The following is a 12,492-nucleotide window of genomic DNA, read 5'->3' on the forward strand; positions in this document are numbered from 1 at the left end:
TCCGGGCTTCCGTGTTGGAGGATGGGCCCGGAAGCACCGCGTTCTCATGGATGGACAGACAAGAATGGTCTAGTCCACAATGAACGCAACCAAGCCTCCATCCTCCCCGCACAGGAGGGTGGAACGAGGTACCCGACGCTCTCTGCCCTGACTGCGTCGAGACCTCCCACAACGGCCGAGGGACCGCACACCCCCGGCCGGGCAACTCCGGGCTGCGGTGCCGGACGGGCTGAGGGTCCCGTCAGGCGCCGCGGCCCGCGGGTATTTCCGGGCCCGTTCCGAGGCCCCCACCCTCCCCCACCGGGCCCGTTCCGGGGCCGGATCATCAACGTCTCCAGCGGCCGAGCCGGGCGGCGGCCACGCCGCACCCCCATCGCGTACGCGATGTCGAGTGGCTGGGGGGTCGGGTGCGTCCGACGATGGAGGCGGCGGTCGTCCGTGGGGTGGAACGGCATGAGGAGAAGGCCTCTCCTCTGCTAGATTTGGCCTTTGATTGGTCTATACCACACGGCTCCTCACCAGCCCCTCACCAGATCGGCAGGCACAGCGTGGAAGTTGTCATCGTCAAGGACGCCAAGGCGGGCGGCGAGCTCATCGCGGACGGCATCGCCGACCTCCTGCGCCGCAAGCCCGACGCGCTGCTCGGCGTGGCCACGGGTTCGACTCCGATCCCGATCTACGACGCCCTCGTCGCCCAGGTCACGGCCGGTTCCGTGGACCCCTCGCGGGCCCGGATCGCCCAGCTGGACGAGTACGTGGGCCTGCCCGCCGGGCACCCGGAGTCGTACCGCTCCACCGTGCTCCGCCAGGTCGTCGAGCCGCTCGGCCTCTCCCAGGACGCCTTCATGGGCCCCGACGGCTCCGCCGAGGACGTCCAGGCGGCCTGCGAGGCCTACGACAAGGCGCTGGCCGAGGCCGGCGGTGTGGACCTGCAGATCCTCGGGATCGGCACCGACGGGCACATCGGCTTCAACGAGCCGTGCTCCTCGCTCGCCTCCCGCACCCGGATCAAGACGCTCACCGAGCAGACCCGGGTGGACAACGCGCGCTTCTTCGACGACGACATCGAGCAGGTGCCGCACCACGTCATCACCCAGGGCATCGGGACCATCCTGGAAGCCCGCCACCTGGTGCTGCTGGCCACCGGCGAGGGCAAGGCCGAGGCCGTCGCGCAGACCGTCGAGGGCCCGGTGTCGGCGCTGGTGCCCGCCTCCGCGCTCCAGCTGCACCCGCACGCCACGGTCGTCGTCGACGAGGCCGCCGCGTCCAAGCTGAAGCTCGCGGAGTACTTCCGCCAGACGTTCGCCGCCAAGCCCGACTGGCAGGGCATCTGAACCGCCCGGCTTCCCCGCTCACGCGAAGGGGCCCGGCACCTGTTCAGGTGCCGGGCCCCTTCGCGTACAGGAGTCGGAGCCGGCGCTCAGGCGCCGGTTCCCACGACGGCCTCGGCGGCCGCGCGACCGCAGACCCGGGCCGCGCCGTGCGTGGCGATGTGCAGCGCCCCGCGGGGCTCCGCCTCGTTGAGGCCCATCTCGACCACGACGGTGTCGGGGCGGGCCGCGAGGAGACGGTCCAGGGCCGCGGTCATCCACGGGTACCGGTGGACGTCCCGGACGACCGCCACGATCCGCCGCTCCCCCGCGGTTGCGAGGACCTCGTCCACGGCGGACGACTCGTCGTACGAGCCGGTCTCCGTGCCGGGCAGCAGTCGCTCCAGTTCCGCGGCGATGCCCCAGGGCGTCTCGTCGCCGACCGCGAAGTTCGCGACGGGCGTGAAGGAGGCCACGAAGGGAGCGCCGGTCATCGGCGTGTGGGGCCGCTCCCCCCGGGTCACCTTGAGGGCCCGGCGGGCCGCGACGAGTCCGATGTCGGTGCCGGGCGCGGTCCCCTCCTGCACTGCCGCGCCCGGCACCGTCTCAGCCCCGCCCCTCGCCCGGTGCGCCTGGGTCCAGGCCGCCAGGGCGCGCACGCGCGCCGCGGCGTCGGCCAGCCGCTCCTCGGGCAGTTCACCGGTCCGTACCGCACTGACCAGCGCGTCGCGCAGCCGCAGCACGGTGTCCTCGTCGCACAGCCCGCCGCCGACGCAGATGGCGTCGGCGCCCGCGGCGATCGCGAGGACGGATCCGCGCTCGATGCCGTACGTCGCCGCGACGGCCTGCATCTCCATGCCGTCGGTGACGATCAGCCCCTCGAAGCCCAGCTCCTGGCGCAGCAGACCGGTGAGGATCTGCGGGCTCAGGGTGGCCGGACGGTGAGGGTCGAGCGCGGACAGCAGAATATGCGCGCTCATGACCGCTTTGGTACCCGCGGCGATGGCGGCGCGGAAAGGTACCAGCTCACGGGCGTGCAGTGTGGCGAGGTCCACATCGATCCGGGGCAGCGCGTCGTGGGAATCCACGTTGGTGTCGCCGTGTCCGGGGAAGTGCTTCGTGCAGGCCGCGACCCCGACGCCCTGGAGGCCGTCGACGTACGCCACGGTGTGCCGGGCGACCAGGTCCGGGTCCGGCCCGAAGGACCGGACGCCGATGACCGGGTTCTCGACGTTGGAGTTGACGTCGGCGGAGGGCGCCCAGTTCAGGTCGACGCCGCACCGGGCGAGCCTGCGGCCCAGCTCGCGGGCCACGGCCCGGGTGAGCTCGACGTCGTCGACGCTGCCCAGGGCGTAGTTGCCGGGGAAGGAGGAGCCTTCCTTGACCTCCAGGCGGGTCACGTCCCCGCCCTCCTCGTCGATGGCGACGAGGACGTCGTCCCGCTCGGCCCTCAGCTGCGCCGTGAGCGCGGCGAGCTGCCCGGGGGTGACGATGTTCCGGCCGAAGAGGCCGACCGACGACAGGCCCTCGCCGATGCGGCGGAGCAGCCAGTCGGGCGCGGTGGTGCCGACGAAGCCGGGCTGGAGGACCGTGAGCGCGTCACGCGTCAGGGTGTCCGAGCCGTGTACGAGAGTGGTCATGGGGCTCGGTTATCCCTTCACCGCGCCGGCGGTCAGGCCGGCGGCCATCTTGCGCTGGACGAGCAGGAAGAGGATCACGATGGGGACGGCCATCATGGTGGAGCCGGCCATCATGGGGGCGTACTCGGTGCCGTTCTTGGTGATGAAGTTGCTGAGCCAGACGGTGGCCGTCTGGTTCTGCTGGCTCATCAGCATCAGGGCGTAGAGGTACTCGTTCCACGCCTGGATGAAGCCGTAGACCGAGGTGGCGACCATGCCGGGCGCGAGCAGCGGGAAGACGACCCGGACGAAGGCGCCGGTGCGGGTGCAGCCGTCGACCATGGCGGCCTCCTCCAGCTCCTTCGGGATGTTGACGATGAAGCCGCGCAGCGTCCACACCGTGAAGGGGAGGATGAAGGTCAGGTAGGTGATGATCAGGCCGGTGAGCCTGTCGTACTGACCGAGGTCGTTGAGGAGCAGGAAGACCGGGATGATCATGGCGACCAGCGGGACCATCTGGACCGCGAGGATGCCGACGATCACGATCTTGCGGCCGCGGAAGGCGAAGCGGGAGATCGCGAGGGCGGCGAGCAGGCCGACCGCGATGCCGATGACGACCACGACGAGCGAGACGACGAGGCTGCGGAGGACCGGGCCCCAGAAGTCCGCGATCTCGAGGGCACGCTTGAAGTTCTCCAGCGTGAAGGTCGACGGGAAGAAGTGCGGGTCCGGGTCGATCGCGTCCTTGGCCGGCTTGAAGGCCGTGTTGATCATCCAGTAGACCGGGAAGCCGGCGGTGAGGACGACGAGCAGGCCGAGGAGGTTCCAGCCGAGCTTGGACTTGCGGCGGTGGGTGACGGCCGGCGCCGGCGACTTGGCCGGGGCTGCCGTGGCGTTGGCGGCGCTCACTCCACATCTCCGATCTTGAGCATCTGGCGCATGTAGACGGCGACGACGCCGAGCAGCAGCAGGACCGTGACGAGCGCGATCGCGGAGCCGGTGCCGTAGTCGTTGACGACGAACGCCCGGTCGAAGGAGTACGTGGTGAGCAGCTGGAACTCGGGCTCCGGGTGGCCGTTGCGCATCACGTAGACCTGCGGGAAGACGCCCATGTCCCAGATCACCGACAGCGTGGTCAGCATGACGATGATGGGCTTGAGGATGGGCAGGGTGACGAAGCGGAAGACGCCCCAGGCGCCGGCTCCGTCCAGGCGGGCGGCCTCTTCGAGCTCCTTGGGGACCTGTGTGAGGCCGGCGCTCAGGGTGATCACCACGAAGGGGACGGCGCCCCAGACGACCAGCAGCATGATCACGGCGAGGCCCTGGGGGCCGCTGGCGAACCAGTTGTGGCCGATCATGTCGACGCCGGGGATGCGGCTGAGCAGCCAGTTCAGCACGCCGTAGTCGGCGTCGAAGAGCCACTTGAAGATGGCGGTGGCGACGATGATGGGCATGCCCCAGCTCGCCACGAGCACGATGTTGATCAGCGCCTTGACCCAGCCCGAGACGCGCTGGAGCAGCAGGGCGATCATCATGCCGAGGACCATGGTGACGATCACGGCGCCGGCCGCGAAGATCACGGTGCGCAGGACGACGGCCCAGAACTCACCGTCGGTGAGGATCTTGGTGAAGTTGTCGAAGCCGGCCGACTCCGCTTCCTGGAAGCCCCACAGCTGGGGCTGGCCGAACTTCTGGAACGAGAGGGCGACCAGGCGGACCAGCGGGTAGCCCAGCACCAGGAGCAGGACGAGGAGACATGGCGCGAGCAGCAGCCATGGGACGCCTGCCCCGCCGTTCTTCTTGCCGGGCTTCCCCGGGCCACCGGCTGCGGAGCCGGAGGGTGGCGATTGCCGCACCGGCGGCAGCTTCGCGGTGGTTGTGTCTGCGGCACTCATCCCGTGCTCCTCAGCGATCCCTCTCGTGGTACGGGCGGCAGGGCCCCGTCACGGTGACGGGGCCCTGCCCGTAGGTCACTTGGTGTTGATGACCTTGTCGATCGCGGCGTCGGCCGTCTTGGCGGCCTCCTCGACGGACTTGCCCTTGGCGATGTCGATGAGCATCGTCTTGAGGATCTGGGCCTTCTCGACCTGGCCCCAGCCCGGAGCGGTCGGGACGAAGTAGCTCGACTCGGCGGCGGTGGCCGGGACGGCGGTGGCCGGGTCGCTCTTCAGCGGGGCGAGGTCGGCCTTGTTGTTGGGCAGGTTGCCCTTGGCGATGAGGCCCTTCTGGCCCTCGGCGCCGGTGAAGGCGGCGATCCACTCGCCGGCGACGCCCTGCGCCTTGGACTTGACCGGGATGGCCAGGTCGGAGCCGCCGAGGAAGACCGGGAGGGGCTTGCCGGACGGGCCGGGCATCACGAAGTTCTCGAGCTTGTCCTTCAGCCCGCCGACCTTGTCGGACTTCGGGTCGGCGGCGGTGGCGCCCTCCCAGCCGGCGGCGAAGATGGTGGCGGACTTGCCCTGGCCGAAGACGACGGGACGGTCGGACTCGTCCTTCGTCTTGTCGCCGTGCATGTACTTGTCGAGGATGTTCTTGTACTCGGTGAGGCCCTTGACGGACTCGGGCGAGGAGAGGTTCGCCTTCCAGGTCTCGCCGTCCTGCTTGGCGATGGAGCCGCCGGCGTCGAAGACGAAGGACATCGCGGCGTACCAGTCGGGCGACGGCTGGTACCAGGCGCTGAACTTGTCGCCCTTCTTGGCCTGGATGGCGTCGAGGGCGGCGGTCAGCTCGGCCCAGGTCTTCGGGGCGGCCTTGACGCCCGCCTCGGCGGCGACGTCCTTGCGCCAGGTGCCGACGCGGCCACCGGCGTAGTAGGGGACGCCGTAGGTCTTGCCGTTGTAGGTGACCGAGTCCTTGAGGGCGTCGAGCCACTTGTCGGAGTTCTCGAACTTCGACGCGTCGACCTCGGCGAAGGCACCCTTGGCCATGTAGCTGATCATCTCGGTGTTGCCCATTTCGACAACATCCGGGGCCTTGTCCGTGGCGAGCACCGCGTCGAGCTTGGTGTTCTTGTCCGGCCAGCCGTAGTACTCGTGCTTGATCTTGATGCCCGGGTGCTTCTTGGTCACCGCGTCGTCGGCGGCCTTGACCAGCTCGGGCCAGTTGTTCTGGGCGTCCACCGTCAGCCAGACGGTGAGCTCCTTGGCGTCGCCGCCGGCGTTGTCTCCGGACTTGTCGGAGCCCCCACACGCCGCGATCGAAACCATCATGCCCGCGACGCCGATCGCCGCGATGAGCTTGCGCTTCACGCCACCCTCCTCAGGGATGCCTGCAACCCCTGCCCACCGCGCGAAGACATACGTCGGGTAGTGCTCGTGGGGCTGGGACCTGGTCTTTAATGGTTTAGACCAGTACCCGGAGCTTGGCCTAGACCTTTTGGGGTGTCAAGAGTGTGTAAGACGGGTAGTGGCGTCCGTTATCGGACCGACACCTCGCCCCGGCAAGGCCCTCGGGGGGCGGGTGGAGGACCCTGGAAGTGACCCGCACCTCTCGGCCTGAATGGCCTAGACCAACGAGGGACTCCTCGGTGTATAAGAGGCAGGGAACGACTCCTCCTCGCCGAACCGGCACATATCGGCAGGAGAAACGGTGAGGGCACACGAAGCGTGCCACCATGTGAGCCGCGACAGACGGAGGAGCCGGTGACGGCAGCAGCACAGGAGTCGGGAAGGCAGGCCATGGCCACGGACGCGGGCGGCACAGAGACAGAGGGCGGGGCAGTCACCCGCACCGCGCGCGTGCCCAAGTACTACCGGCTGAAGCGTCACCTGCTCGACATGACGGAGACCCTCCCGCCCGGCACGCCGGTGCCGCCGGAGCGGACCCTGGCCGCCGAGTTCGACACCTCGCGGACCACCGTGCGCCAGGCCCTTCAGGAGCTGGTCGTCGAGGGGCGCCTGGAGCGCATCCAGGGCAAGGGCACCTTCGTCGCCAAGCCCAAGGTCTCCCAGGCCCTGCAGCTCACCTCGTACACCGAGGACATGCGGGCCCAGGGCCTCGAACCGACCTCCCAGCTCCTCGACATCGGGTACGTCACCGCGGACGACACCCTCGCCGGGCTGCTCGACATCTCCACCGGCGGGCGCGTCCTGCGCATCGAGCGGCTGCGGCTCGCGAGCGGCGAGCCGATGGCCATCGAGACCACCCACCTGTCGGCGAAGCGCTTCCCCGCGCTGCGCCGGTCCCTGGTGAAGTACACGTCCCTCTACACCGCCCTCGCCGAGGTGTACGACGTGCACCTCGCCGAGGCCGAGGAGACCATCGAGACCTCCCTCGCCACCCCGCGCGAGGCCGGGCTGCTCGGCACGGACGTCGGCCTGCCGATGCTGATGCTCTCCCGCCACTCCCTCGACGGCCAGGGCGAGCCGGTCGAATGGGTGCGCTCGGTCTACCGCGGCGACCGGTACAAGTTCGTCGCCCGCCTCCAGCGCCCCAACGGCTGACCCGACCCTGGGCCCTGTCCGGAAAGTCCCGCCCGGCCCTCCGGGCAGACGGCGCCACCTGCCGGACAGGACCCTGGCAGCTTCCGCCCGGCCGGAACGTGTCACCCCGGCCGGGCCGCAGGTCAGCCCGCCGCTGCGGGCGGCCGCGGCGGCGGCACCAAGTGACCGGGCGGAGGCTGCCACCCGCTCCTCGATGACAGCGCGTGCTCGACGGCGACAGCCTTGAGCTCCGCACACGAGGAGAGAACCATGGAGTACACCACCCTCGGGGGCCCGTCCGGCCCGCGAGTGAGCGCCCTCTGCCTGGGCACCCTGCCGTTCGGCACCCGGATCGACGAAGCCGCGGCCTTCGCCGTCCTCGACCGGTTCCACGAAGCCGGCGGCACCTTCATCGACACCGCGAACACCTACGCCTTCTGGGAGCCCGGCGCGACCGGCGCCGAGAGCGAGCTGGTCATCGGCAGGTGGCTGCGCAGCCGGGGCGTGCGGGACGAGGTGGTGCTCGCCACCAAGGTCGGCGCGCTGCCGGAGCCGCCCGGCTCGGCCTGGCCGGAGTACGCGGAGGGTCTCTCCGCGCCGGTGCTGCGCCGCCAGGTGGAGGAGAGCCTGCGGAACCTGGGCACGGACCGGATCGATCTCTACTACGCCCACATCGACGACCGCACGACGCCGGTCGCGGAGACCATGGGCGCGTTCGGCGACCTGATGACCGCCGGGAAGATCGGCCGGGCCGGCTGCTCCAACTTCGCCGCCTGGCGGGTCGAGGAGTCGCGGGGCGCGGCGGTGGCTGCCGGGGTGCCGGACTACGCGGCCGTACAGCAGCGGTACACGTATCTGCGGCCGCGGCCGGGGGCGGAGTTCGGCGTGAACCCGCACGCCTCGGAGGAGCTGCTCGACTATCTGGGGACCCGGCCGGAGCTGACCTTCGTGGCGTACACGACGCAGCTGACCGGTGCGTACACCGATCCGCGCAAGGAGATACCGGAGCAGTACCGGCACGAGGGTTCGCGGCGGCGCCTCGCGGTCCTCGCCGAGGTCGCGAAGGAGACGGGCCTGACCGCGAACCAGGTGGTGCTGGCCTGGGCGATGGGCGGCGGGGTGCCGGTCCTGCCGGTGATCGGGGCGAGCTCGGTGGGCCAGCTGGAGGAGTCGCTGGGAGCCGTGGGCGTACGGCTGGACGACGGGATCAGGCGGCGGCTCGACCAGGCCGGCTGACCGACCCGGCACCTTTATTGGTCTAGACCTGAATGGGTGTCCCCCTCTACGATCACTCGCGGCACGGCCGGCGCCTCGGACCGGCCCTGGGGGGAGACACCGCATGCTGGAGGCACTCGGCATACCGGAGCCGACGGAGGCCGTCTACCGGCGGCTCCTGGCACGGCCCGGGTGCGCCGCGGCGGAACTGGCGGACGGTCTCGGCCACCCCGAACCCGAGGTCCGGGAGTCGCTCGCCCACCTCGCGGACCTGGGTCTCGTCCTCTTCGACGACCTCTCGGGAACGGCCGAACCCCTCACTCCGGACGTCGGGTTCTCCTTCCTGCTCGCCCGGGCCGAGGCCGAACTGGGCAGGAACAGACGCCGGTTCGAGCAGGCGGGCCGCACGGTGGCCGGCCTCCTCGCCTCGTACGGCGACGGCCCCGGAGCCGGTGTCCGGTACGACGTCGTGGACCGCATCACCGGCCTCGACCGGGTCCGCGAGCGCCTTGAGGACCTGGCCGCCAACGCCCGTACCGAATGCCTCTCCCTGCTCACCGGCGGGGCCCAGCTCCCCGACACCATGGACGCGAGCCGGCCGCTCGACCGACTCGCCCTGGAACGCGGGGTGCGGATCCGGTCGATCTACCAGGAGAGCCTCCGCAACGACCCGCCGACCGTCGACTACGTGCGCTGGTACCGCGACCTCGGCGGCGAGGCACGGACCGTCCCCGTCGTCCCGATGCTCATGGTGGTCGTCGACCGCGAGGCGGCGCTCGTCCCGGTCGACCCGCGGGACGGACGCGCGGGCGCCCTCGAAGTGCGCAGCCCCGGCCTGGTCCACGCGCTGGTGGTGCTCTTCGACCGGCTGTGGGAATCGGGCACCCCGTTCGGCGAGGCCCCGCGCCGTGACGCTCACGACCTCTCGCCGCAGGAAAGGGAGTTGCTCCTGCTCCTCGGCATCGGCTGTACCGACGACGTCGCGGCGCGACGGCTCGGGATCTCGCTGCGGACCGTCCGGCGGATGAGTTCGGACCTGATGAACCGCCTCGGCGCGCGCAGCCGGTTCGAGGCGGGCGTGCGGGCGGCAAAGGAGGGTTGGCTCTGAAGAAGCGGTTCCGTTATGCGGACAGGGGTTCCCAGCAATGAAACCGTCCCCTAGATTTCCCCAGCATTACCGAGGTGATCAGCGAGGGGACGGAATTGCCATGTCAGAAGCGACACAAGGGAAACAACCGACCATCACCCCCCTGAGGGTGGTGATCGCGCTCTGCCTTCTCGCCCCGTTCGTGGCGATGCTCTGGGTGAGTTCGTACGCGAAGGTCGAACCGCTCTTCGCCGGCATCCCGTTCTTCTACTGGTACCAAATGCTGTGGGTGCTGATATCCACCGCACTCACCATGGTCGCCTACATGCTGTGGCAGCGGGACCAGCGTGCCCGCAAGGGAGGTGACGCGCGATGAAGGACGGCGTGAACGGCGTGGCGCTCGGCGTCTTCGTCTTCTTCTTCGTGGCCGTCACGGTCATGGGCTTCCTGGCCGCGCGCTGGCGCAAGGCCGAGAACGAGCACAGCCTCGACGAATGGGGCCTGGGCGGCCGGTCGTTCGGCACCTGGGTGACCTGGTTCCTGCTCGGCGGCGACCTGTACACCGCGTACACCTTCGTCGCCGTCCCGGCGGCCATCTACGCGGCGGGCGCGGCCGGCTTCTTCGCCGTGCCGTACACGATCCTGGTCTACCCGCTGATCTTCACCTTCCTGCCTCGCCTCTGGTCGGTCTCGCACAAGCACGGGTACGTGACCACCTCCGACTTCGTCCGGGGCCGCTTCGGCTCCAAGAGCCTGTCGCTCGCGGTCGCGGTCACCGGAATCCTCGCCACCATGCCGTACATCGCGCTCCAACTCGTCGGCATCCAGGCCGTCCTGGACGTGATGGGCGTCGGCGGCGGCGAGACCACCCACTGGTTCGTCAAGGACCTGCCGCTGCTGCTGGCCTTCGGCGTCCTCGCGGCGTACACGTACTCCTCGGGCCTGCGCGCCCCGGCGCTCATCGCCTTCGTCAAGGACACCCTGATCTACATCGTGATCGCGGTGGCCATCATCTACATCCCGATCAAGCTCGGCGGGTTCGACGAGATCTTCGCGAAGGCCGGCGAGGCGTACGCGCAGACCAACCCGGCGACCGGCAAGCCGCGCGGCGCGCTGGTCCCCGGTGAGGCCGGCCAGTGGACGTACGCGACGCTCGCGCTCGGCTCGGCGCTCGCGCTGTTCATGTACCCGCACTCCATCACGGCGACGCTGTCGTCGAAGAGCCGCGAGGTCATCCGCCGCAACACCACGATCCTGCCGCTGTACTCGCTGATGCTGGGCCTGCTCGCGCTGCTCGGCTTCATGGCGATCGCCGCCGGGATCAAGGTCAAGAACGGCCAGCTCGCCATCCCGCAGCTCTTCGAGACCATGTTCCCGGACTGGTTCGCGGGCGTCGCGTTCGCCGCGATCGGCATCGGCGCGCTCGTCCCGGCCGCGATCATGTCGATCGCCGCGGCCAACCTGTTCACCCGCAACATCTACAAGGACTTCATCAAACCGGACGCGACCCCGGCGCAGGAGACCAAGGTCTCCAAGCTGGTCTCCCTCCTGGTGAAGGTCGGCGCGCTGGTCTTCGTCCTCACCATGGACAAGACGGTCGCGATCAACTTCCAGCTGCTCGGCGGCATCTGGATCCTGCAGACCTTCCCGGCGCTCGTCGGCGGCCTGTTCACCCGCTGGTTCCACCGCTGGGCGCTGCTCGCCGGCTGGGCCGTCGGCATGGTGTACGGCACGGCCGCCGCGTACGGCGTCGCCAGCCCCACCCAGAAGCACTTCGGCGGCTCCTCGGCCGAGATCCCGGGCATCGGCGAGATCGGCTACATCGGCCTCACCGCCTTCGTCCTCAACGTCGTCGTCACGGTCGTCCTGACCTTCGTCCTCAAGGCCCTCAAGGCCCCCGAGGGCGTCGACGAGACCTCGCCCGAGGACTACACGGCGGACGCCGGCGACGCCGGTGTCCGCGACCTCCCGAAGGTCGGCGCCTCGGTGCACTGACCCACGGACGCGCGCGAAGGGGCCCGGGAGAAATCCCGGGCCCCTTCGCGTGCGGCGGAGGCAGACTGGGCCCCATGGACTTCACGATCAGGGCGGTACTGCCCGAGGAGTACGAAGAGCTCGGCGAGCTCACCGCACTGACCTATCTGAACGACGGGCTGCTGCTGTACGGCGAGGACGACTCCTATCTGGCCGTGCTCCGCGACACGGCCCGGCGGGCCCGCGAGAGCGAGGTGCTCGTCGCCGCCGACGCGGAGGGCGGCATCATCGGCGGGGTGACCTTCGCCGCCGGCGGCACCGCCTGGGCCGACATCGCGGTCCCCGGCGAGGCCGAGTTCCGGATGCTGGTGGTCGCGCCCGCGGCCCGCGGCAGGGGCGTCGGAGAAGCGCTCGTACACGCCTGCGCGGACCGGGCGCGGGCCCTTCCCGAGTGCGCGCGGCTGGTGCTCTCCACGGACGCGAAGATGGTCGCGGCGCACCGGATCTACGACCGGCTGGGCTTCGTCCGGACCCCCGAGCGGGACTGGCAGCCGATCCCCGAACACACGCTGCTGACGTACGCGCTGGAGCTGTAGGCCCGCAACCGACACAACATGTGGGGGGTGCCGTCAGCGGCGCCCCCCACATGTATGCTCGTCCTCGCTGTCGACGCAGGGGAATCCGGCGCGAATCCGGAACTGTCCCGCAACGGTGTGTTTCGTGCGGTTTCGTACGGAGTGAGTCCGAGGACCTGCCGCCAGCGCACCCGGTCCTTCCGTTCCGGGTGCCACTGACTTCCGGGCCTCGCGGAGTGGGCTGGTGGACACGGCGCGTCCGGCGGTACGGGCGCCCCCTCGCCCGCCTTC

11 protein-coding genes and 1 riboswitch are annotated in these 12,492 nt (G+C 70.1%); of the genes, 7 read left to right on the forward strand and 4 right to left on the reverse strand.

Translation table 11 applies throughout. From position 1 onward, the window contains the following. Positions 1-548 precede the first annotated feature (548 nt). A complete protein-coding gene (nagB, locus tag OO54_RS02530) occupies positions 549-1,334 on the forward strand; it encodes a glucosamine-6-phosphate deaminase (RefSeq protein ID WP_033201229.1) in 786 nt (261 codons plus the stop codon). A gap of 86 nt (positions 1,335-1,420) precedes the next feature. On the opposite strand, the gene OO54_RS02535 is transcribed toward nagB, so the two are convergent. From OO54_RS02535 to OO54_RS02550, 4 genes are all read right to left on the reverse strand, one after another. After that, positions 1,421-2,950: a glycoside hydrolase family 3 protein gene (locus OO54_RS02535; protein WP_033201230.1), complete on the reverse strand. Its 1,530-nt coding sequence runs from the start codon at positions 2,948-2,950 to the stop codon at positions 1,421-1,423. 9 nt (positions 2,951-2,959) lie between these two features. After that, positions 2,960-3,838: a carbohydrate ABC transporter permease gene (locus OO54_RS02540; RefSeq protein ID WP_017236265.1), complete on the reverse strand. Its 879-nt coding sequence runs from the start codon at positions 3,836-3,838 to the stop codon at positions 2,960-2,962. Beyond that, positions 3,835-4,824, reverse strand: coding sequence for a carbohydrate ABC transporter permease (locus OO54_RS02545; protein WP_033201231.1), 990 nt, complete (start codon positions 4,822-4,824; stop codon positions 3,835-3,837). Before OO54_RS02545 ends, OO54_RS02540 begins: the two co-directional genes overlap by 4 nt. Before the next feature lie 75 nt (positions 4,825-4,899). Continuing rightward, on the reverse strand, positions 4,900-6,177 hold the full coding sequence (locus OO54_RS02550) for an extracellular solute-binding protein (protein WP_033201232.1): 1,278 nt from the start codon (positions 6,175-6,177) through the stop codon (positions 4,900-4,902). Positions 6,178-6,606: 429 nt separating this feature from the next. Between OO54_RS02550 and OO54_RS02555 the strand changes: the two genes are divergently transcribed. From OO54_RS02555 to OO54_RS02580, 6 genes are all read left to right on the forward strand, one after another. After that, positions 6,607-7,371, forward strand: a complete 765-nt coding sequence (locus OO54_RS02555) for a GntR family transcriptional regulator (protein WP_033201233.1) — start codon at positions 6,607-6,609, stop codon at positions 7,369-7,371. Positions 7,372-7,620: 249 nt separating this feature from the next. Continuing rightward, a complete protein-coding gene (locus tag OO54_RS02560) occupies positions 7,621-8,586 on the forward strand; it encodes an aldo/keto reductase (protein WP_033201234.1) in 966 nt (321 codons plus the stop codon). 103 nt (positions 8,587-8,689) lie between these two features. Next, the gene (locus OO54_RS02565) at positions 8,690-9,673 is read left to right on the forward strand and encodes a helix-turn-helix domain-containing protein (protein ID WP_033201235.1); all 984 of its coding nucleotides are present in this window, start codon (positions 8,690-8,692) and stop codon (positions 9,671-9,673) included. A 100-nt stretch (positions 9,674-9,773) separates the two neighbouring features. Further along, complete coding sequence (locus tag OO54_RS02570) at positions 9,774-10,028, forward strand: DUF3311 domain-containing protein (RefSeq protein ID WP_051786665.1); 255 nt, start codon at positions 9,774-9,776, stop codon at positions 10,026-10,028. Beyond that, the gene (gene mctP, locus OO54_RS02575) at positions 10,025-11,647 is read left to right on the forward strand and encodes a monocarboxylate uptake permease MctP (protein WP_033201237.1); all 1,623 of its coding nucleotides are present in this window, start codon (positions 10,025-10,027) and stop codon (positions 11,645-11,647) included. Before OO54_RS02570 ends, mctP begins: the two co-directional genes overlap by 4 nt. Before the next feature lie 74 nt (positions 11,648-11,721). Continuing rightward, complete coding sequence (locus OO54_RS02580) at positions 11,722-12,222, forward strand: GNAT family N-acetyltransferase (RefSeq protein ID WP_033201238.1); 501 nt, start codon at positions 11,722-11,724, stop codon at positions 12,220-12,222. A 50-nt stretch (positions 12,223-12,272) separates the two neighbouring features. Then, positions 12,273-12,399: riboswitch (cobalamin riboswitch) on the forward strand. Positions 12,400-12,492: the final 93 nt, after the last annotated feature.

This window comes from Streptomyces wedmorensis (assembly GCF_000716445.1).
GTDB classification, from domain to species: Bacteria; Actinomycetota; Actinomycetes; order Streptomycetales; family Streptomycetaceae; genus Streptomyces; species Streptomyces wedmorensis.